This is a genomic window from Aquamicrobium sp. YD-1-mutant5, assembly GCF_059509755.1.
This window is the reverse complement of record NZ_JCAKKP010000005.1, coordinates 199,987-218,059: the sequence shown is the minus strand read 5'-3', so window position 1 is coordinate 218,059 and position 18,073 is coordinate 199,987. Positions and strand designations below refer to the sequence as shown.

21 protein-coding genes and 1 riboswitch are annotated in these 18,073 nt (G+C 61.7%); of the genes, 13 read left to right on the top strand and 8 right to left on the bottom strand.

What is annotated here, in order from left to right; genetic code table 11:
* Positions 1-138: 138 nt before the first annotated feature.
* The 4 genes from AC5XE7_RS10995 to AC5XE7_RS10980 all read right to left on the bottom strand — a co-directional run bounded on the left by AC5XE7_RS10995 (position 139) and on the right by AC5XE7_RS10980 (position 3,592).
* Entirely contained in the window at positions 139-696 is a 558-nt protein-coding gene (locus tag AC5XE7_RS10995; protein ID WP_495366045.1) for a copper chaperone PCu(A)C, read from the bottom strand.
* Positions 697-878: 182 nt separating this feature from the next.
* Entirely contained in the window at positions 879-1,232 is a 354-nt protein-coding gene (locus tag AC5XE7_RS10990) for a DUF2946 family protein (RefSeq protein WP_495366055.1), read from the bottom strand.
* A 103-nt stretch (positions 1,233-1,335) separates the two neighbouring features.
* Positions 1,336-2,523 carry a Gfo/Idh/MocA family protein gene (locus AC5XE7_RS10985; RefSeq protein WP_495366044.1) on the bottom strand — a complete coding sequence of 396 codons (1,188 nt, stop codon included), beginning with the start codon at positions 2,521-2,523 and terminating at the stop codon, positions 1,336-1,338.
* Positions 2,524-2,536: 13 nt separating this feature from the next.
* On the bottom strand, positions 2,537-3,592 hold the full coding sequence (locus AC5XE7_RS10980; protein ID WP_495366043.1) for a sugar phosphate isomerase/epimerase family protein: 1,056 nt from the start codon (positions 3,590-3,592) through the stop codon (positions 2,537-2,539).
* Positions 3,593-3,715: 123 nt separating this feature from the next.
* Here AC5XE7_RS10980 and mgrA point away from each other — a divergent pair, with 123 nt between their 5' ends.
* The 3 genes from mgrA (at position 3,716) to AC5XE7_RS10965 (ending at position 5,870) form a co-directional block, all read left to right on the top strand.
* Positions 3,716-4,762: an L-glyceraldehyde 3-phosphate reductase gene (gene mgrA, locus AC5XE7_RS10975; protein WP_495366042.1), complete on the top strand. Its 1,047-nt coding sequence runs from the start codon at positions 3,716-3,718 to the stop codon at positions 4,760-4,762.
* A 114-nt stretch (positions 4,763-4,876) separates the two neighbouring features.
* Positions 4,877-5,281 (top strand): Fur family transcriptional regulator, encoded by a 405-nt coding sequence (locus tag AC5XE7_RS10970; RefSeq protein WP_495366041.1) that lies wholly within the window; start codon positions 4,877-4,879, stop codon positions 5,279-5,281.
* A 46-nt stretch (positions 5,282-5,327) separates the two neighbouring features.
* On the top strand, positions 5,328-5,870 hold the full coding sequence (locus tag AC5XE7_RS10965) for a hypothetical protein (RefSeq protein ID WP_495366040.1): 543 nt from the start codon (positions 5,328-5,330) through the stop codon (positions 5,868-5,870).
* Here AC5XE7_RS10965 and AC5XE7_RS10960 read toward each other — a convergent pair.
* Positions 5,818-6,888: a D-alanine--D-alanine ligase family protein gene (locus tag AC5XE7_RS10960; RefSeq protein ID WP_495366039.1), complete on the bottom strand. Its 1,071-nt coding sequence runs from the start codon at positions 6,886-6,888 to the stop codon at positions 5,818-5,820. The two genes, AC5XE7_RS10965 and AC5XE7_RS10960, sit on opposite strands and share 53 nt — an antisense overlap.
* Before the next feature lie 75 nt (positions 6,889-6,963).
* On the opposite strand from AC5XE7_RS10960, the gene AC5XE7_RS10955 reads away from it, so the two are divergent.
* Positions 6,964-7,497: a GrpB family protein gene (locus AC5XE7_RS10955; protein WP_495366038.1), complete on the top strand. Its 534-nt coding sequence runs from the start codon at positions 6,964-6,966 to the stop codon at positions 7,495-7,497.
* Between the two features lie 16 nt (positions 7,498-7,513).
* Here the strand turns inward: AC5XE7_RS10955 and AC5XE7_RS10950 are convergent, their stop codons facing one another.
* Positions 7,514-7,900: an RDD family protein gene (locus tag AC5XE7_RS10950; protein ID WP_495366037.1), complete on the bottom strand. Its 387-nt coding sequence runs from the start codon at positions 7,898-7,900 to the stop codon at positions 7,514-7,516.
* A 36-nt stretch (positions 7,901-7,936) separates the two neighbouring features.
* Positions 7,937-10,861, bottom strand: coding sequence for a DNA polymerase I (polA, locus tag AC5XE7_RS10945; protein WP_495366036.1), 2,925 nt, complete (start codon positions 10,859-10,861; stop codon positions 7,937-7,939).
* A gap of 409 nt (positions 10,862-11,270) precedes the next feature.
* Between polA and AC5XE7_RS10940 the strand changes: the two genes are divergently transcribed.
* The 5 genes from AC5XE7_RS10940 (at position 11,271) to AC5XE7_RS10920 (ending at position 14,190) form a co-directional block, all read left to right on the top strand.
* Complete coding sequence (locus AC5XE7_RS10940) at positions 11,271-12,671, top strand: M20/M25/M40 family metallo-hydrolase (protein WP_495366035.1); 1,401 nt, start codon at positions 11,271-11,273, stop codon at positions 12,669-12,671.
* Positions 12,672-12,678: 7 nt separating this feature from the next.
* Entirely contained in the window at positions 12,679-13,299 is a 621-nt protein-coding gene (locus AC5XE7_RS10935) for a ribonuclease D (protein ID WP_495366034.1), read from the top strand.
* Positions 13,300-13,337: 38 nt separating this feature from the next.
* Complete coding sequence (locus tag AC5XE7_RS10930) at positions 13,338-13,628, top strand: hypothetical protein (protein WP_495366033.1); 291 nt, start codon at positions 13,338-13,340, stop codon at positions 13,626-13,628.
* Between the two features lie 146 nt (positions 13,629-13,774).
* A complete protein-coding gene (locus tag AC5XE7_RS10925) occupies positions 13,775-14,029 on the top strand; it encodes a GlsB/YeaQ/YmgE family stress response membrane protein (protein WP_495366032.1) in 255 nt (84 codons plus the stop codon).
* Positions 14,030-14,043: 14 nt separating this feature from the next.
* Entirely contained in the window at positions 14,044-14,190 is a 147-nt protein-coding gene (locus tag AC5XE7_RS10920) for a hypothetical protein (protein ID WP_495366031.1), read from the top strand.
* Positions 14,191-14,276: 86 nt separating this feature from the next.
* On the opposite strand, the gene AC5XE7_RS10915 is transcribed toward AC5XE7_RS10920, so the two are convergent.
* Complete coding sequence (locus AC5XE7_RS10915; RefSeq protein ID WP_495366030.1) at positions 14,277-14,579, bottom strand: DUF982 domain-containing protein; 303 nt, start codon at positions 14,577-14,579, stop codon at positions 14,277-14,279.
* A gap of 289 nt (positions 14,580-14,868) precedes the next feature.
* Between AC5XE7_RS10915 and AC5XE7_RS10910 the strand changes: the two genes are divergently transcribed.
* The 4 genes from AC5XE7_RS10910 (at position 14,869) to AC5XE7_RS10895 (ending at position 17,531) form a co-directional block, all read left to right on the top strand.
* On the top strand, positions 14,869-15,318 hold the full coding sequence (locus AC5XE7_RS10910; protein WP_495366029.1) for a universal stress protein: 450 nt from the start codon (positions 14,869-14,871) through the stop codon (positions 15,316-15,318).
* Positions 15,319-15,477: 159 nt separating this feature from the next.
* Entirely contained in the window at positions 15,478-16,008 is a 531-nt protein-coding gene (locus AC5XE7_RS10905; RefSeq protein ID WP_183831922.1) for a hypothetical protein, read from the top strand.
* A 275-nt stretch (positions 16,009-16,283) separates the two neighbouring features.
* Complete coding sequence (locus AC5XE7_RS10900) at positions 16,284-16,517, top strand: HP1242/YdcH family protein (protein ID WP_183831921.1); 234 nt, start codon at positions 16,284-16,286, stop codon at positions 16,515-16,517.
* A gap of 267 nt (positions 16,518-16,784) precedes the next feature.
* Entirely contained in the window at positions 16,785-17,531 is a 747-nt protein-coding gene (locus AC5XE7_RS10895) for an outer membrane protein (RefSeq protein WP_495366028.1), read from the top strand.
* 249 nt (positions 17,532-17,780) lie between these two features.
* Positions 17,781-17,995: riboswitch (cobalamin riboswitch) on the top strand.
* Positions 17,996-18,073: the final 78 nt, after the last annotated feature.

The window sequence follows — 18,073 nt, the reverse complement described above, 5'->3', positions numbered from 1 at the left end:
ATGGGAAGGTGAGGCTGGATCGCCTCCCACTCCGCGTCCGACAGCCAATAAACATCCCGCTTCCTTGCCATCCGAACACCTCCGAACGGCAAGGAATCAGACACTTACACCAACAGCAAGCTCAATTGAGTTTCGAGCCTAGTGGCCGCTGTGCCCGTCTTCGGCACCGTGGCTGCCATGATCGCCATGGTGCTCGGGTTCGCCGCCCATGGCATCGACCGCGAATTCCACATCGACCTTGCCTGCCTTTTCGAAGGTGAGGGTTCCAGCGAACCTTTCGCCCTTCTTCGGCTGCGCCTTCAGGCCCATGAACATCAGGTGATAGGAGCCGGGCTTCAGCTCGACCTTTTCGCCGGGCGCGACTTCCAGCCCGTCGGGCAGCTGGCGCATGGTCATGACGCCGTCATTGACGGCCATTTCATGGATTTCGCCCTTTTCCGATATATCGGAGGAAACGGCGATCAGGCGGTCGGCTTCCTTGCCATGATTGGTGACGGTCAGGTACCCGCCGGCCACCTTGGCGCCGGCCGGGGTCTCGCGTGACCATGGGTGGCCGATTTCAAGCTCGCCGAGCTTGTATTCATGCGCGGAGGCCGGGGCCATGGACATTGCCAGCGGCAGCATGACGCCAAAGGCGAGGGCAGCAAGGCCGCGACGGGTGAGGGTGGCGCGTGCGGGTACGTGCGAACGGGACATTGGATCTTCTCCGAAACTGGTGCGCAACTGATGGCGCGAAAAATTGCATGATGGGCGGCGACCTCGCGGGCGCCGGTTAGAGCAGTTCCAGAAAAAGTGCGAAATGGTTTGCGTCAGGAACTGCGTAGAAACAAAGAGGCAGAGCATTGGAGGTGATCTTTTTTCACCGGAAATGCTCTGGATCATGCAGTTTGCGGAGGTGCGCGGGGATTGGCCGGCGAGCGCTGGCGCGCAAAGGACAGATGATCCGGCGCGCCGGTGCCGAAGCTCAGTGTCTGGAAGCCGAATCCGGTTTCGAGGGCCACGGGTGCCGGCGGGCTGGCCAGCAGAGGTGCTGCGAGATTGCAGCCGAGCACGCAGCAATCCGGCATATGGGCAGGCTGCGAGCCGTCAGGAAGCTCGCCAATGCCCTCATGGGTGCAGATGACGTTGCCGAAGGCGTCGAGTTGCAGGCGCTGTGGACCGGCAGCCATGGCATAGGCGCCGAGCAGGGATTGGAGCGCAAGGAACCAGGCTGCGGCGAAAGCCACGGCCATGTTCACTGTTTTGCGTCCTGCTTTCACCTGAGCCCGTCTCCGGCTGATCAATGCCAGACCTACCATAACCTGTCGCACGGGCAAGCAGCCACTTTGTCGCCGCTCAGAGCTTCGTCCACGCCCCGTTTTTCTTCGAGGATTTCACACAGGCTTCGATGAAGGCCATGCCCTCGACTCCGTCATGGACCGTGGGGAAGACAACGTCCTTTGGCGGCTTGCGGCCATTGCGGGCCGCGCGGATCGCGGCTGCCGCCTCGCGATAGAGGTTGGCGAACCCTTCCAGATAACCTTCCGGGTGGCCGGCGGGAATGCGGGTCAGGCGACTGGCAGCGACAAGCGCGCCCGCTCCGCCGCGCGTCAGCAGGCGTTTAGCCTCGCCGAAGGGCGTGTGCCACAGATAGTTCGGGTCGGCCTGCACCCATTCCAGCCCGCCCTTCGAGCCGTAGATCCTGAGCTTCAGCCCGTTCTCATGCCCCGGCGCGACCTGGCTCGCCCACAGCATGCCCTTGGCGGGCGGGGCGTTGCCTTTTGCCCTGAAGCGCAACAGCACGTTGAGATTGTCGTCCAGCAGGCGGCCGGGCACGAAGGCGTCGAGATCGGCGGCAAGGCTGTCCAGCTCCAGCCCGGTGACGAAGCGGGCGAGATTGTAGGCATGGGTGCCGATATCGCCAGTCGCGCCGCCGGCTCCGGCCTGCTTCGGGTCCGAACGCCACGACGCCTGCTTGTTGCCTTCGGCCGAAACGTCCTCGGTCAGCCAGTCCTGCGGGTACTCGACCTGCACGAGGCGAATGTCACCCAGCGCACCATTTGCCACCATCTCGCGTGCCTGCCGCACCATCGGATAGGCGGTGTAGTTGTGGGTGAGCACGAACAGTTTTCCGCTTTTCTCCACGAGTGCGGCAAGCTTTTTCGCTTCGGCCAGCGTGGTGGCCAGCGGCTTGTCGCAGATGACATGGATGCCGGCTTCCAGAAAGGCCTTGGCAGCGGGGAAGTGGTGGTTGTTCGGCGTGACGATGGACACGGCCTCGATGCCGTCCGGGCGCTTCGCCTCGGCTTTCGCCATCTCGGCATAGGACGCATAGCTGCGTTCGGGGGCGAGCCCCAGTTCTTCTGCGGACGCCCTGGCGCGTTCGGGATTGGAGGACAGCGCGCCGGCCACCAGCACGAACTCGCCATCCATGCGCGCGGCGATGCGATGCACGCCGCCGATGAAGGCGCCCTGACCGCCGCCCACCATTCCGTAGCGAATTGGGCCGTAGCGGATCGGACCCTGAATCCTGTCGCTCGCCATACCGTCCTCCTTCTCAGATGCCCATCATGGCGCGCAGCAGCTTGCGGTCGGTGGTGCTGGCGGCGAAATCGTCGAAAGCCTTGTCGGTCACGCGGATGATGTGGTCGCGGATGAAGGGTGCGCCTTCCGCCGCGCCGTCTTCCGGATGCTTCAGGCAGCATTCCCATTCCAGCACGGCCCAGCGATCATAGCCATATTGGGCCAGTTTGGAGAAGATGCCCGCGAAATCGACCTGCCCATCGCCCAGCGAGCGGAAGCGGCCGGCGCGGTCGATCCAGCCCTGATAGCCCGAATAGACGCCCTGCCGCCCGTTCGGGTTGAACTCGGCGTCCTTGACGTGGAAGGCGCGGATGCGCTCATGATAGATGTCGATGAAGGCCAGATAGTCGAGCTGCTGCAGCAGGAAGTGCGAGGGGTCGTAGTTGATGGCGCAGCGTTTGTGCCCGCCGACCGCTTCGAGGAACATCTCGAAGGTGGCGCCGTCGAACACGTCTTCGCCCGGATGGATTTCAAAGCCGATGTCGACGCCCTGTTCCTCATAGGCATCGAGAATGGGTTTCCAGCGCCGCCCGAGCTCGGCAAAGGCTTCCTCCACCAGACCGGCGGGGCGCTGCGGCCACGGATAGAGATAGGGAAAGGCCAGCGCGCCGGTGAAGCTCACCGACACGTCGAGCCCAAGATTGCGCGAGGCTTTTGCACCCAGAAGCATCTGCTCCACGGCCCATTCCTGCCGCGCCTTCGGATTGCCGCGTACCTGCTCGGGCGCGAAGGAATCGAATTGCGCATCATAGGCCGGATGCACGGCCACGAGCTGGCCCTGAATATGGGTGGACAACTCGGTGATCTCGACGCCTGCTTCGGCGCAGATGCCCCTGACCTCGTCGCAATAGTCCTTCGAGGTGGCGGCGCGGCGAAGATCGAACAGGCGCGCATCGCCGCTCGGGATCTGGATGCCTTCGTAGCCGAGCCCCGCCGCCCATGACGCGATGTCGGGAAGCGAGTTGAACGGGGCTTCTTCACCGGCGAACTGTGCCAGGAAGATCGCGGGGCCCTTCATCGTGGTCGGCATGATTGTCTCCTTGCTCGCGAGGTCGCGCGGAACTGTCTTCACAGACCTTGCCGGGTTTTTCAATCGGTTCATATCGCGAAAGCCGGTCATTCCCTACGGGCGGGTGATGGGTTAAGAGAGGATATGGCTTACATTCCCGCTTCCGACCGCTATGAGACGATGATTTACAACCGCTGCGGGCGCTCCGGCCTGAAGCTGCCGGCGATCTCGCTCGGGTTGTGGCAGAATTTCGGCGATACGACGCCCCATGTCACGCATCAGGCGCTGGTGCGCAGGGCGTTCGATCTCGGCATCACCCATTTCGATCTCGCCAACAATTACGGGCCGCCCAAGGGCGCTGCCGAAACGGCTTTCGGCGAGATTTTGCGCAGCGATCTTTCCGGCTATCGCGACGAGCTCATCATCTCGACCAAGGCCGGCTACGACATGTGGCCCGGCCCCTATGGCGAGTGGGGCAGCCGCAAATATGTGCTGGCCAGCCTCGACCAGAGCCTCAGGCGGATGGGGCTCGACTATGTGGACATCTTCTATTCGCACCGCTTCGATCCCGATACGCCACTTGAGGAAACCTGCGGCGCGCTCGACCATGCAGTGCGTTCGGGCAAGGCGCTCTATGTCGGGATCTCATCCTACAATTCGCAGCGCACCCGCGAGGCGGCCGACATTCTCAGGCAGATGGGCACGCCCTGCCTGATCCACCAGCCCAGCTATTCGATGCTGAACCGCTGGGTGGAGGATGACGGGCTGCTCGACACGCTGGATGGGTTGGGCATCGGCTCCATCGTGTTCTCGCCTCTGGCGCAGGGCATGCTCACCACCAAATATCTCGCCGGCATTCCGCAGGACAGTCGGGTGAAGAAGGGCGGATCGCTGCGCGAATCCTTCATCAACGAGGAAACGCTGGCCAATATCCGCGCGCTCAACGCCATTGCCGAACGGCGCGGGCAGACGCTGGCGCAGATGGCGCTGGCATGGGTGCTGCGGGGAGGGCGCGTTACGTCGGCGCTGATCGGGGCGAGCCGCGTCGAGCAGATCGAGGATTGCGTGGGCGCGCTTGTGAATCCCGATTTTTCGGACGCGGAGCTTGCCGAGATCGACACCTATGCGCGCGATGCCGACATCAATCTGTGGGCGGCTTCAGCCGAGCGCGAGGGGCCTGCGCGCAAGTAAGCCGCGCGATTTCTTCCCCTGCCGGCAGGCGGTAGCCATTAAGCCACATAATTACTACATAGGGGGAGGCGCGTTGCGGAACTGTCCCTGCGCGCGGCCGGACAAGGCAGGGTTATGGCGGTAAGAAGCAGTCTCACAAAGAACCAGTCGTGGGTGCTCGAAAAGCTCGAGGCGGCCGGTGCGCCGCTCAGCGCCTATACGCTGCTCGACCAGTTGCGCGAGAAGGGGTTTCGCGCCCCGCTGCAGGTCTACAGAGCCCTCGATGCACTGGTAAAGGAAGGGCTGGTCCACCGGCTGGAAAGCCTCAACGCCTTCGTCGCCTGCGCCGAGCCGCATGACCACAGCCATTCCATGACGACATTCGCCATCTGCGATACCTGCGGGCAGGTGGCGGAATTGTGCGATCATGATGTCAGCCACAGGCTGGAAGACTGGGTGCGCTCGACCGGCTTTGCGCCGAAGCATGCGGTCATCGAGTTTCGCGGCATCTGCGAAAGCTGCCGCAGCAAGGCGGCCTGAGCCTGATGGCGGCTGCCCCGCTCGCCCACGCGCCCTTCGCGGAATAATGGCGGGCGGGACGAAAAAACGGGCGGGGGAAGGCGGCGCGCGGGTTGCCTATCTGGTCTGCGCGCTGTTCGCCTTCATCGCCGCCATCTTCGGCAGCATCGCCGTCTATCTGCTCCTGATGACGGAAGGTCCGCAGGACATTGCCGGCATTTTTATCGGCTTCGTCTGGGTGTTCCTGTCGGTCATCGTGGAGATACTGGTGATCGCCCGCGCCGGCCTGTTCAGGCAGAGCGAAGAACCGGCGGAACCCTTGCCGGAAGATGCTTCGGAGCGGAGCGTGTTTTACGGCGCCAGCTATGAAGCGAGCGCGTCGGCTGAGGCCGAGGTCCGCGACCCGCGGATGCGGCTCGGCCTCACCGTCTTCATGCTCGCGTCCGCCCTTGGCCTGTTCATCGTCGAGATCCTGCTCTACCGCGCAGGGCGCTCGACCATGGCAGGCTTCGCCTTCTCATGCCTGCTGGTGATGTTCATGTGCTATTGGGCGGCGCTCAAATTTCACGAGCCGAGCGCGCCAGAGCGTGGGCCACGAGCCGGTCGATGATCTGCGGATAGCTGACCCCGCTTGCCGCCATCGCCTTGGAATACATGGAAATATCGGTGAAGCCGGGGATGGTGTTGAGCTCGTTGACGAGGATGCGCCTGTCCGCGGTCACGAAGAAGTCGGCGCGCGCCATGCCGTCGCAGCCGAGCGCGCGGAAAGCTCTGGCCGCCAGCGCGCGCAACTCGTCTTCAACGCCCTCTGCAAGCTCCGCCGGAACCCGGATCGCGGCGCCGTCGGCGTCGATATATTTGGCATCATAGGTGTAGAAACCGTGGCTTTCGGCCGGTGCGATCTCCCCTGTGCGGGACACGAAAAGGCTGCCGTCCGGCGCTTCGAGCACGCTGCATTCCACCTCGCGGCCGTCGATGAATTCCTCGGCAAGCAGCTTGGTGTCGTGCCGGAAGCCTTCGGTCAGCGCGGCCTGATAATCCGTTTCATCAGAGACCTTGCTGACGCCGACGGAAGACCCCTGCCGTGCCGGTTTGATGAACAGCGGCAGTCCGAGTTTCGCCCTGAGGTCCGCGAAGGAGGGCGCCGCATCGGGCAGGATGGTGACGGAACGCGCGGCGGGCACGCCCGCTTCATTGAACAGCCGCTTGGCTATGTCCTTGTCCAGCGCATTGGCCGAGCCGATGATACCGCAGCCGACCAGCGGCACGCGCGCCACCTCAGCCAGCCCCTGCACCGCGCCGTCCTCGCCATGCAGGCCATGCAGAACCGGGAACAGAAGGTCGATTTTCTCGACCTCATGCGGCTGGCCGGTTCCCGGGATCGCCAGCATGCGGCCCTTGCCGCCGGGCAGGAGGCTGACTTCCGTGCCGTTGTCCGGCTTTGCCAGTACGCCGTCTGCGTAGTTGCTCAGCAGCCATTGGCCTTCGCGGGTGACGAAAACCGGAACCGCCTCATATCTGGCGGGATCGAGCGCCCGCATGACATTGGTGGCAGAGAGTACCGACACGTCATGTTCGGCCGAGCGCCCGCCGAAGAGAACCGCGATGCGCAATTTGCTGGAGGCCATGTCCTGCCTTTCATGGTGAGGAATCAGCGTATAAAAATGCCGAACTGACTAAGAACAGATGAAAGAGACAGAAAAATGCCGCCACCCATCAAGGTCGATCTGGTCGCTCATGATCCGCAATGGGCAGCACTGGCGCGAGCGGAGGCGGAGCGCATTTCGGCGGCAGCGGGCTCGTGTGTGGTCGCCGTGCATCATATCGGCTCGACTTCCATTCCCGGCATCCACGCCAAGCCTGTCCTCGATCTTTTGCCAGTGGTGCGCGATCTGGAGGAGTTCGATGCCTGCCGCCCCGCAATCGAGGCGCTGGGCTATGAATGGTGGGGCGAATACGGGCTGCCGGGGCGGCGTTACTGCACGAAGTCAGACCCGAAAAGCGGCCAGCGGCTGGTGCAGGCGCATTGCTATCTGGAAGGCTCGCCGGAAGTCATACGGCATCTGGCGTTCCGCGATTACCTGCGCGCGAACGCAGACATCGCTGCCGAATATGATCGCCTGAAGCAGGCCTGCCGCGATGCGCATCCGGACGATTCGCATGCCTACTCGGATTGCAAGGACGGCTGGATCAAGCGCATCGAAGCGCAGGCGCTGCAGGAGTACAGGCCGGCGTGAGGGCCGGCGCTCAAGTCTATCCCCTGCGGTCAATGACTTTTGCGCCACCCGACATGCGGTCCCGATAGAGCGGCAGGAACCACAGCGCCAGCGGCCCGAAGACCATGCGGTAGAGCGCTTGTGTGAACTCCAGCTTTCGCCCGCTCGCCTGCACCACTTTCAGCCGCATCAGGAGCTTGCCCGGCGTGGCCATCAGGCGGCTGCTTTCAAAGCCCGGAAAATACCAGAGCAGCACCACGATCATCCACAAAAGGGTTGCGCCCATGAGGAGTGTCGGCGGCTGTCCGGCAGGCGCGTCCATGTATCCGGGAAGAAAGGCGGCTGCCAGAAGCAGCGGCGACAGCGCCATCGTCAACATGAGAATGACGTCGGTGACGGCGGCGGCGAGCCGCCTCAGCATCATGGCCCTAGCGCCCTTTCCGGCTCGAAGCTTCCACGGTCAATGCGCTTCGTCCCAGTTGTGGGCGGCGCGCGCATCCACCTTGAGCGGAACCGACAGGGCGCGCGCCGGCATCGGCGCGTTTTCCATCACCTCGCAGATCACGGGAATGGTTGCCTCGACCTCGTCGTCGGCCACCTCGAAGATCAGTTCGTCATGGACCTGCAACAGCATGCGGGCCGAAAGCTTCGCGTCTGCCAGCGCCGGCTCGATGCGCACCATGGCGCGGCGGATGATGTCGGCCGCCGTGCCCTGCAGGCGGGCATTGATCGAGGCGCGCTCGTTGAAGGCGCGCACCGAGGGGTTGGGCGAGCGGATTTCCGGATAGTGTATGCGCCGGCCGAACACGGTCTCCACATAGCCGTTCTCGCGCGCATAGGCCTTGGTTTCCTCGATATAATCGCGGATGCCGGGAAAGCGCTCGAAATACTTCTTGATGTAGGCGCTTGCCTCCTCGCGCGGGATGGAAAGCTGGTTGGCGAGGCCGAAGGCCGAAATGCCGTAGATGATGCCGAAGTTGATCGCCTTGGCGCGGCGGCGCACTTCGGAGGGCATGCCTTCGACCGGCACACCGAACATTTCCGAGGCGGTGGTAGCGTGAATGTCGGCGCCTTCCGCGAATGCCTGCTTGAGCTGGGCGATGTCGGCCACATGGGCAAGCACGCGCAGCTCGATCTGGCTGTAATCGGCCGAGACCAGCCTGTAGCCCTTGTCAGCGACGAAGGCTGTCCTGATCTTGCGGCCCTCGGCGGTGCGCACCGGAATGTTCTGCAGGTTCGGATCGGAGGAGGAGAGGCGTCCCGTCGTGGTCGCCGCCATTGCAAAATTGGTATGCACTCGGCCGGTTTGCGGATTGATATAGCCGGGCAGGGCGTCGGTATAGGTCGATTTCAGCTTGGTGAGCTGACGCCAGTCCACGATCTTGCGCGGCAGCTCATGGCCTTCCGCCGCGAGGTCTTCCAGCAGTTGCGCGGAGGTGGACCACTGGCCGGTCTTGGTCTTCGAGCCGCCGGGCAGGCCCATGCGGCCGAACAATATGTCGCCGAGCTGCTTGGGCGAGCCGATGTTGATGCGCTCTCCGATCAGGCCGTAGATTTCCTCCTCGATCGCCGCCGCACCCTGCGCCAGCTCGCCGGAAAGCCGCGACAAGATCTGCCGGTCGACCGAGATTCCGCGCTGCTCCATGCGCGCCAGCACCGGAACCAGCGGGCGTTCCAGCCGCTCATAGACGGACACCAGGCCCTTGGCGGCCAGCCGTGGCTTCAGCACCTGCCACAGGCGCAGCGTTACATCGGCATCCTCGCCTGCGTAGCGGGTGGCCTTGTCGATGGCGACATTCTCGAAGCCGATGAAGCTCTTGCCGGTGCCGGCCACCTCGCCGAACTGGATGGTCTTGTGGCCGAGCCATTTTTCCGCGAGCGAATCCATGCCATGGCCGCGCGCCGCCCCGCCATCAAGCACATAGGAAAGCAGCATGGTGTCGTCATAGGGGGCGATATCGACGCCGTAACGGCTCATCACGACCAGATCATATTTGAGGTTCTGGGCGATCTTGAGCACCGAGGGCGCTTCCATCAGGGGCTTGAGCGCTGCCAGCGCCTCGCGTACCGGCAACTGTCCCTCGACTGGCCCGCCGCCCAGCAGGTCGCCCGCGCCTTGCCTGTGGCCAAGCGGCACATAGGCCGCGCGGCCCGGCCGGGGAGCCAGGGAAAAGCCGACCAGTTCGGCCTGCATCGGGTCGAGCGAGGTGGTTTCGGTATCGAAGGCGACCACGCCACTGTCGAAGGCCTCAGCGATCCAGTCCGTCAGCGTTTGAAGATCGGTGATGGTGTGATAGGCGTCGACGTCGATCTTTTCTGTCGTCGCCGCCTCGGCGCGCCGGTCGGCAAGCCGGGCAGGGGTATCGCCTTCGTCCGTCGCCGGAGCCGTTTCGGCTTCATCCGCCGTTCCGGACGCCGCTTCATCCATGTCCGGGCCGTGGGCGGTGTCGGCACGCTCCACCGGCACATCGGCTGCCTCGACCTCGCTGGCCTCCGTGCCTGTTGCCTCGGCCACACGCCGCGTCAGCGTGGTGAACTCCATCGCCTTCAGGAAGGCGACGAGCTTCGGTCCGTTGGCGGGTTCGAGCGCAAAGTCGTCCGGCACCTCATTCACCGGAACGTCACGCTTCAGCGTCACCAGTTCGCGCGACATGCGGGCTTTCTCGGTATTTTCGATGATGGACTCGCGCCGTTTCGGCTGCTTGATCTCGCCGGCGCGGGCAAGCAAGGTGTCGAGGTCGCCATATTGTTCCAGAAGCTGGGCTGCGGTTTTGGGACCGATGCCGGGAATGCCGGGAATGTTGTCGACCGAGTCGCCCGTCAGCGCCTGCAGGTCGATCATCTTTTCCGGCGGCACGCCCCATTTTTCGATGACTTCGGGGATACCGATCTGATGATCCTTCATCGGATCGTACATCGAGACGCTGGAGCTGACGAGCTGCATCAGGTCCTTGTCCGAGGAGATGATGGTGGCGTCGGCGCCTGCTTCCTCGGCCATGCGGCAGTAGGTGGCGATCAGATCGTCGGCCTCGAAACCCTCCATTTCCACGCAGGGCAGGTTGAAGGCGCGGGTTGCGTGGCGGATCAGCCCGAACTGCGGAACGAGATCCTCCGGCGGCGCCGAGCGGTTGGCCTTGTATTCCGGGTAAAGCTCGTTGCGGAAGGTTTTCGAGGAATAGTCGAAAATCACGGCGAAATGCGTCGGCGTCACCCCGACATCGGTGTCGCGCGCGTCGCGCATCAGCTTCCACACCATGTTGCAGAAGCCGAGCACGGCATTGGTCGGCAATCCGTCCGATTTACGGGTCAGCGGTGGCAATGCGTGATAGGCGCGGAAAATGTAGCCCGAGCCGTCGACAAGAAAGAGATGATCGCCTTTTTTCATGCCGCATGGATAGCGTGGCGGGGCCTTGCGGTCCATCGCAAAGGCGGGTTATGCCCCGCCGAGCACGCCATTGCTGACAGAGGATGGCTGCATCACAGGCATGTTACAAAGTTGTAATCTTTGTGCCCTTGAATCGCCATCTTCCGATCCACAAATAGCATGCATCGGCAGTTTTCGCCGAAGTCCGGAAACAAGGCCCGTCCCCCGCCTTACCGGACGAATGCGGCAGCCTATCCCCCTCTCCGGGCTGCCGCACCGTTTGAAGTAAAGCCGCCGTGGTTCCCCCCTCCGCCACGGCGGCGCTTCTTTTTGTTTTCGGTTCCGGATGTCGTGCCGACACCCCAACAACTGCCTTTCCGTTTCGATCCGACAGCTTTAGGCTGCGCGCAGAATCGAAAGGCCTGAAAACATGTCCAAACTTTCCCCCGTTCTTGCCCCGGTCCTTGAGCGACTCGACCAGTCTCTCGACGAGAGCCTCGATCGCCTGTTTGCGTTGCTGCGCATTCGCTCCATCTCGACCGATCCTGAATTCGCCGCCGACTGCCGCAAGGGTGCCGAATGGCTGGTCGAGGATCTCAAAAGCATCGGCTTTGACGCCTCGGTGCGCGACACGCCCGGCCATCCGATGGTGGTTGCCCATCACGAAGGTCCCGAAGGCAGCCCGCATGTGCTGTTCTATGGCCATTATGACGTGCAGCCGGTCGATCCGCTGGAGCTGTGGCATGACGACCCCTTCGCGCCGGCGCTGAAGGAAGTCGAGCCCGGCCGCAAGGTCATCACCGGACGCGGTTCGGCCGACGACAAGGGCCAGCTCATGACCTTCGTGGAAGCCTGCCGCGCCTGGAAGGCGGTGCATGGCGGCCTTCCCTGCCGCATCACGCTTTTGTTCGAGGGCGAGGAAGAAAGCGGCTCGCCGTCGCTGAAGCCGTTCCTTGAAGCCAATGCGGAAGAGCTGAAGGCCGATTTCGCGCTGGTGTGCGATACCGGCATGTGGGACCGTGACACGCCTGCCATCTCCACCGCGCTGCGCGGACTGGTGGGCGAGGAGGTGGTCGTCCATGCCGCCGATCGTGACCTGCATTCAGGCGAGTTCGGCGGTGCCGCCGCCAATCCGATCCGCATCCTGTCGCGGGTTCTTGCCGACATCCATGACGAGAATGGCCGGGTCACCATTCCCGGCTTCTACGATGGTGTCGAGGAAACGCCCTCGCAGGTGCTGAAGTCGTGGGAGACGCTGGGCGAAACCGCCGAGACCTTCCTCGGGCAGGTGGGGCTTTCGATCCCGTCGGGCGAAAAGGGCCGCTCGGTTCTCGAACTGGTCTGGGCACGTCCAACGGCGGAGTTCAACGGCATCACCGGCGGTTATACCGGCAAGGGTTTCAAGACGGTGATCGCGTCGCAGGCCTCGGCCAAGGTGTCGTTCCGCCTCGTGCACAAGCAGGACCCGGCAAAAATTCGTGCCGCCTTCCGCAAATTCGTCGAGGAGCGCATTCCCGCCGACTGTTCCGTGGAGTTCCTCCAGCATGGCGGCTCGCCGGCAATCCAGCTTTCCTACGACTCGCCGTTCCTCGCCAAGGCCAAGGACGCGCTGTCCGATGAATGGCCGAAGCCCGCGGTGATGATCGCCATGGGTGGGTCGATCCCCATCGTTGGTGATTTCCAGAACTATCTCGGCATGGAATCCCTGCTTGTGGGCTTTGGTCTTTCCGACGATCGCATCCATTCGCCCAATGAGAAATACGAGCTGTCCTCCTTCCACAAGGGTCAGCGCTCCTGGGCGCGCATTCTCGCCGCGCTGACGACGAAGTGAGGATGGCATGAGCACGATCCGTTTCCACAAGGGCGATCTGCCCGATCTCGCCCATTACGATGTCGATGCGGTGGCCATCGACACCGAGACGCTCGGCCTCAATCCGCATCGCGACCGTTTGTGCGTGGTGCAGATTTCGCCGGGCGACGGCACCGCAGACGTGATCCAGATCGCGGCCGGCCAGAAGGAGGCGCCGAACCTCGTCGGCCTGCTCAGCAATCCGAAGGTGACGAAACTGTTTCACTTCGGGCGCTTCGACATTGCGGTGCTGTACAACGCCTTCGGTGTCATGGCCGAGCCGGTGTTCTGCACCAAGATCGCCTCGCGGCTGACCCGTACCTACACCGATCGTCACGGGCTGAAGGATATCTGCAACGAATTGCTGGGGGTGAGCATCTCCAAGCAGCAGCAATCCTCCGACTGGGCGGCGGAAACGCTGTCGCCCGAGCAGCTTGAATATGCGGCTTCGGACGTCCTCTATCTCCACCGTCTGCGCGACGTTCTGGCCGGCCGGCTGAAGCGCGATGGCCGGGTGGAGGAAGCTGAAGCCTGCTTCCGCTTCCTGCCGACACGCTCGAAGCTCGATCTGATGGGCTGGGAAGAAACGGATATCTTCGCGCATAGCTGACAAAGGGGCTGAGAACCGGGTCGTACCGGAACTGTCCGGTGGCGCAGCGCGTTGCAGCTTCGTCACCGGATACTCATTCAGTCAGAGAGGAAAACCATATGGCAGAGCGTGAACCCATCGCCAGCGCCCCGAAGGACGGCTCGCGCGTGACCGTTTACTGGACTGACAGCGACGGCGTCATGAACGAATCCCTTGCCCGCTGGGATGCTGAGGATCAGGCATGGTGGGCCTATACGGATTCAAAGACGCAAAAGAAGGTCGAACCGGCCAGCTGGCGACCGGAAAATTCGGATCATGAAAATTCTGATGAAGCCGGCGACGAAGAATAGCAGCGCGAAGGCTTGACGCCTGTCCGCCCCGCCCAATGTAACGGGGTGGCGGTGGTGTGCTTATTCTCATACCCTGCATTTGTTGAAACCCGGTTCGATTCGGGGCGAAACGCTTCGATCTGGCCATTTCTCATGGAGGGAATGTCATGGGTGCGGAAGGTCTTATTATCTTTCTTATTGTCGGCGCTATCGCGGGCTGGCTCGCCGGACTGATCGTCAAGGGCTACGGTTTCGGCCTGCTCGGCAACATCGTTGTCGGTATCGTCGGCGCGTTCATCGCCGGCTGGCTGCTGCCCCGCGTCGGTCTGTATATCGGCGGTGACATCATTGGCAGCATCATCAATGCTGTGATCGGCGCGGTGATCCTGCTGTTGCTGATCAGACTGGTGAAGTCGGCCTGACCGGAAGCTTGTCGATGAACAGAAATACGCTTTATCTCCTCATTGGAGCGCTGATCGCTGTCGTGATCGGTTTCGGTATCTATGTCTATCGGGAGGAAACGAAACCTGCCGGCGTCGAACTCAGGATCGATGAGGGCGGCGTTTCCATCGAGCAGAACTGATGAACATGCGCCGCCCCGTGATCGTGAAGATCACGGGGCGGCTTTTTTTGTCTGATCCTTCGGGCGCAGGCTCCGCGGTGAGCGGCTCACGTCGTCGGGCGATGCAGCGTCGAACGCGTGGTTGCAACCAGCGCCGCCGGGCCGCTGTCGATCAGCAATCCGGTGATGCGCGCGAAACCGGCGAATGATTTGCGGGCTTCTTCCGCGTTCATCTGGGCAGCCATTGCCGCTGCGCAACAATTCAAGGCGCACCGGTAGACAGGGCCACGCCGGCCGATCGGCCATTCACGCAGGAAAACGAGCGCATCAGTCACATTTTCGATGGTGTGAACGGGCTGGCCGCGCCCCAATGAGATGCGGACAGGCGAAAAGAACTGCAGGCGATCCATCGGCAACCTCCCTCGACATCAAACACTGGTGGAGAATCGATGGTTAACGCCGCAGATCGGCCGTGGTTCCCGCAAACGGATGCCTGTAACCGAAAGTGATCGGAATGGCGCGGCATACGCCTGCGGCGCAGCATCTTGTCTGCCGTTTGGCTCAGGCCCGAAACTTGACCTGCATCAAGGCCATGCGGTTCCGCATGATATGAACTGCCATCATTGTCCGTTCGGTCTGTGCACTTGCGAGCCTTATGCGGCTCTGGTTTTCTGACAGGACACAACAAGAGGTTTAGCTATGTACACCCACATCCTCATCGCCACCGACGGATCGGAACTTGCCCAGAAGGGCATCGATCATGGATTGTCGCTGGCCAAGGCCTTGTCCGCCAAGGTCACCTTCGTGATGGTTACGGAGCCTTTCCCGGTCGCTGCCGGCGCGACAGCCTCGGGCTGGGTTGCCGGTCCGAATGATATTTCCCGTTACGAGGAAGGCCAGAAGGAGTTCGCCGGCGGCATTCTGGAAAAGGCGCGCGCGGCGGCGGAAAAGATGGGTATCAAGGCCGATGTCGAGCATCTGTCGGACCGCTGGCCCGCCGATGCAATCATCGAGATTGCCGAGGAAAAAGACGCCAATCTGATTGTCATGGCTTCGCACGGCCGGCGCGGCCTCGGCCGCCTGCTGCTGGGCAGCCAGACGGTGGAAGTTCTGACCCATTCCAAGGTGCCGGTTTTGGTCGTTCGCTGATTCTCTCGGGGGGCGGGAAGGCGCTTTCAGCCATCCTTCATTTCCTCCGGTATCGTTTCCGCTGGCGGGTAACCGCCGGCGGAAGGCGACGCCTCATCCGCCGACAGTCTTGTCGATCGGCCGCCGTTTTCGCTATAGGCGAAGCATGGAGGCCTGATCATGCACATACTGGTAGCCGTTATCGGCATATTCGCGGCTGCGGCATTCTGGTGGTATCGGCTCAAATATATGAGCGACGCCGCCAATGAGGTGGCGGATGCCGTCGGCAAGGTGCGCGGCAACATGCGGCGCAACAAGCTGCGCAAGAAGGCCGCCATCGCACCGGTCGCAGTCATCGATCACCCTGTTACGGCTGCCGCCACCGTGGTGATGGCGATAGCGGCGGAAGACCGGCCGGTGACCGATATCATCGAGACACGCGTGCGCGAGCAGATCGCCCTGATAGCGGGAAGCGACAAGCAACTCGACGAAGCCATCGCCTATGCGAAATGGGCCAGCGATCAGGTTGCCGACGTGCCGACCGTCATCGACAAGACGGCCGAATTCCTGAAGCCTCTTCTCGACGAGACCGAGAAAGAGCAGTTGCTCTCGATGGTTTTTGCCGCGACGCGTGAAGCCGAGCGCCATGCCATGTTCAGGGAGCGGACCGGGCGTCTGCGCCGCAAGCTGGGGCTCGAAACCGTTCACTGACACGGCTCAATCGCAAAATCTTGTGCCGCCTCGTCAGCAGTCGCCCAATCCTGCGGGCTGGTGCTGCGGCGAAGACGGCGTTTTTTTGAAATCACCGACAGGCAAGGCAAACTCTCAACCCGGAATTCTGCATGCGCCATTGGGGGGCCTGCCCCGCACGGCGAAGGCTGTGACCTGCGATACGATGTTCCGCTGGGTCAGCCATTTGTTTGACATTGATCAACCGGGCCGACGCCCTACCTTCTATGTTTGGGAAGCAAACCACAGGAGGCGACATGTCAAACACCCCGCATACCCTTGGCGAAGAATTCCCCGGCAAGCTGGATGCAATCCATGCTCTCAAGGCACAGGATCCGGAGTTCGCCCGTGTCCTCGAAGAGTATGACGACGTCAACGATCAGATACACAGGTCCGAGACGCGTATCGATACGATCAGCGACGATGCCGAAACGGAACTGCGCCGCCGCCGCCTTGCTCTCAAGGACAAAATTGCCTCCGCGCTGAGCTGATAGTAAATCAGCGCAGGTTATGCCCGGTGGGGCGGTGAATTAAGCATAATCTTTACCTATGGTAAGATTATATCCGGTGCCACTCAGAAACTTTTTCCTCTGAGTGGCTTCACTTCGTTTTGTGTATGTTTAATTTATTGTTAACTATTCAAATATCTGTATTTTATGGACTTTTGATCTTCATAACGAAATGTGTCTTTTATGTTACAGACATTTTACGATGACGATCGTAAGTTAATTTCACGATTTCAACTAAGAGGTTTTGTCATGAGAAAAGTTCTCTCTCTTGCTGCTGTTTCTGTCATTCTTGCTTCGGGTGGCGCTTATGCTGCTGATGCGATTGTTTACAGTGAGCCTGCTCCGGTGGCTCCGGCTTCCTTCTATAGCTGGACCGGCGGTTATGTCGGCTTCAACCTTGGCTATGGCGGCGGCAAGGCAAAGCATCCGTTCAGCGTCACCGACACGACGGGTACACTGGCCAGCGGTTCGCTGAATATGAACTCCAGCGGTTTCCTTGGCGGCGTTCAGGCGGGCTGGAACTTCCAGGCTGATCAGATCGTCTATGGTGTCGAAGCTGATTTCCAGGGTGGAAACGTCAAGGGCGAAACCAATATCTCCGTCAATGTGCCTGGCGCTGGCGCTCTTGATGCTGCCATCGGCACGAAACTGAACTGGTACGGCACGGTTCGCGCCCGCCTCGGTTATACGGCGACCGACCGCTTCCTCGTCTACGCCACGGGTGGTCTCGCCTATGGCGAAACCAAGAGCTATGCCAAGGGCAATCTGGGCGGTACCGCCTTCAATGAAAGCGTGAAGAAGACGAAGACCGGCTGGACTGTCGGTGCGGGTGCGGAATATGCCGTGACCGACAACTGGACCGTGAAGTCGGAATATCTCTACACCGATCTCGGCAAGGCGAATGTGTTCTCGGACACCGTCGGTGGCGCTGATGTCAACATTGACCGGAAGTTCAACTTCCATACGGTCCGGGTTGGCTTCAACTACAAGTTCTGATCTGGTTTCTCTCTGGAGCGTTTCCAGGAAAAGTGGAAACACTTTTCCGGTTCGGAAATGCGACAAACCAAAGACTTAGAGCCGTTCAATGACTCCGTGAAACACTGAACGGCTCTGAAATCGAAGCCCCGGCAATCAGCCGGGGCTTTTTTTGTTCAGATGCCGGCATCGAAGAACCGGATATTGGTATTTGCGACTTAAAGATATAAGCATTCCTTTATGTCCTATTGACTTCGGACTGGAATTGCAGGAAGGTGCGCGTGCCTAGGTTCTCCGGTCGTTGCGCGCAACGCGCCGGGGCTAAGAGGGAAGCCGGTGCCTCGTCTTTTCGGGAAAGCCGGAGCTGCCCCCGCAACTGTAAGCGGCGAGTTGATGTCCAGCATGTCACTGGGGTGAAACCCTGGGAAGACGGACAGCAGCGCTGACCCGTGAGCCAGGAGACCTGCCTTGGCGAAATAACGTCCACGGGCGGGGTGTCCCGGTGTGCCGTAGCGGAGACCGCGTCGCGGCCGATCCTGCTATGTGTCCGCTGACCCATGCCC